Annotated in this window: 2 protein-coding genes; both read left to right on the top strand. The window is 68.4% G+C overall.

Annotated elements, in window-relative coordinates:
• Nucleotides 1-188: 188 nt before the first annotated feature.
• The gene (locus tag B9O00_RS32195) at nt 189-1,082 is read left to right on the top strand and encodes a Mu-like prophage major head subunit gpT family protein (protein ID WP_085127562.1); all 894 of its coding nucleotides are present in this window, start codon (nt 189-191) and stop codon (nt 1,080-1,082) included.
• On the top strand, nt 1,079-1,216 hold a 138-nt coding region (locus B9O00_RS34330; protein WP_218822995.1), incomplete at its 3' end, for an HI1506-related protein. The genes B9O00_RS32195 and B9O00_RS34330, both read left to right, overlap by 4 nt.

Below are 1,216 nucleotides of genomic sequence, written 5' to 3'. Positions count from 1 at the left end.
CCTTCCGCTTCGCCAACGCCGCCGCCGATCCGGTCGACCTGGCCGACGTCAACACGGACTGCTTCATCGTCGACGACCAGACGGTGGCGGCGACCAACGGCACCAACACGCGCTCGGTCGCCGGCAAGGTCCGCGACGTCGACCAGCTCGGCGTCTGGGTCGAGATCCTCTGAGGAGCAAGAGCACCGATGGAAGTCAACGCCGCCAACCTGCGCAGCCTCTTCACCGGGTTCCGCACCGTCTTCAACCAGGCGTTCGATGGTGCGACGCCGACCTGGGACCAGGTCGCCATGCTGACGCAGAGCACCACGAGCGAGGAGCAGTACCCCTGGCTCGGCGAGCTGCCCGGCATCAAGGAGTGGGTCGGGGATCGGGTCATCGAGAACCTGACCACCCACGACTTCACGATCAAGAACAAGGAGTTCGAGCTGACCGTGGGCATTAAGCGCCCGCGGATCGAGGACGATCGCTACGGCGTCTACAAGCCCGTGGTGGCGGAGATGGGCCGCGCGGCCCGCATGCACCCCGACCAGCTGGTCTGGCCGCTGCTGAACGGCGGTTTCGCGACCAAGTGCTACGACAACCAGTTCTTCTTCGACACCGACCATCCGGTCCTCGACGAGGCCGGCGCGGAGACCAGCGTCTCCAACATGCAGGCCGGCGCCAACCCCGCCTGGTTCCTGCTCGACACGACGCGGATGATCAAGCCGCTGATCTACCAGGAGCGGAAGCCCTACAAGTTCGTGCCGCTGCAGGACGAGACCGACGCCAACGTCTTCATGCGCAACGAGTACGTCTACGGCGTCGACGGCCGGTCCAACGCCGGCTACGGCCTGTGGCAGCTCGCCTTCGGCTCCAAGGGCACGCTGGACGACGCGAACTACGAGGCCGCCCGCGCCGCCATGACCGGCCTGAAGGGCGACTACGGCCGCCCGCTGGGCATCACCCCGAACCTGCTGGTCGTCGGTCCGACCAACGAGGGCGCCGGCCGCCGCGCCGTCGTCAACACCAAGAAGGCGGGCGGCTCGGACAACGAGTGGGCCGGCACCGCCAAGCTCATGGTCGTGCCCTGGCTGGCATGATGGGCCGCACGATGAACAGCGTCCGCATCACCGCCCGCTCGCCCGGCTTCCGCCGGGCGGGCCTCGCGCACCCGGCCGAGGCCGTCGAGCATCCGGCCGAGCGCTTCACCCCCGAGCAGCTCGCCCAGCTCCTC

The organism is Tistlia consotensis USBA 355 (genome assembly GCF_900177295.1).
GTDB classification, from domain to species: Bacteria; Pseudomonadota; Alphaproteobacteria; order Kiloniellales; family DSM-21159; genus Tistlia; species Tistlia consotensis.
This window is presented reverse-complemented; position numbering and strand designations above follow the sequence as displayed.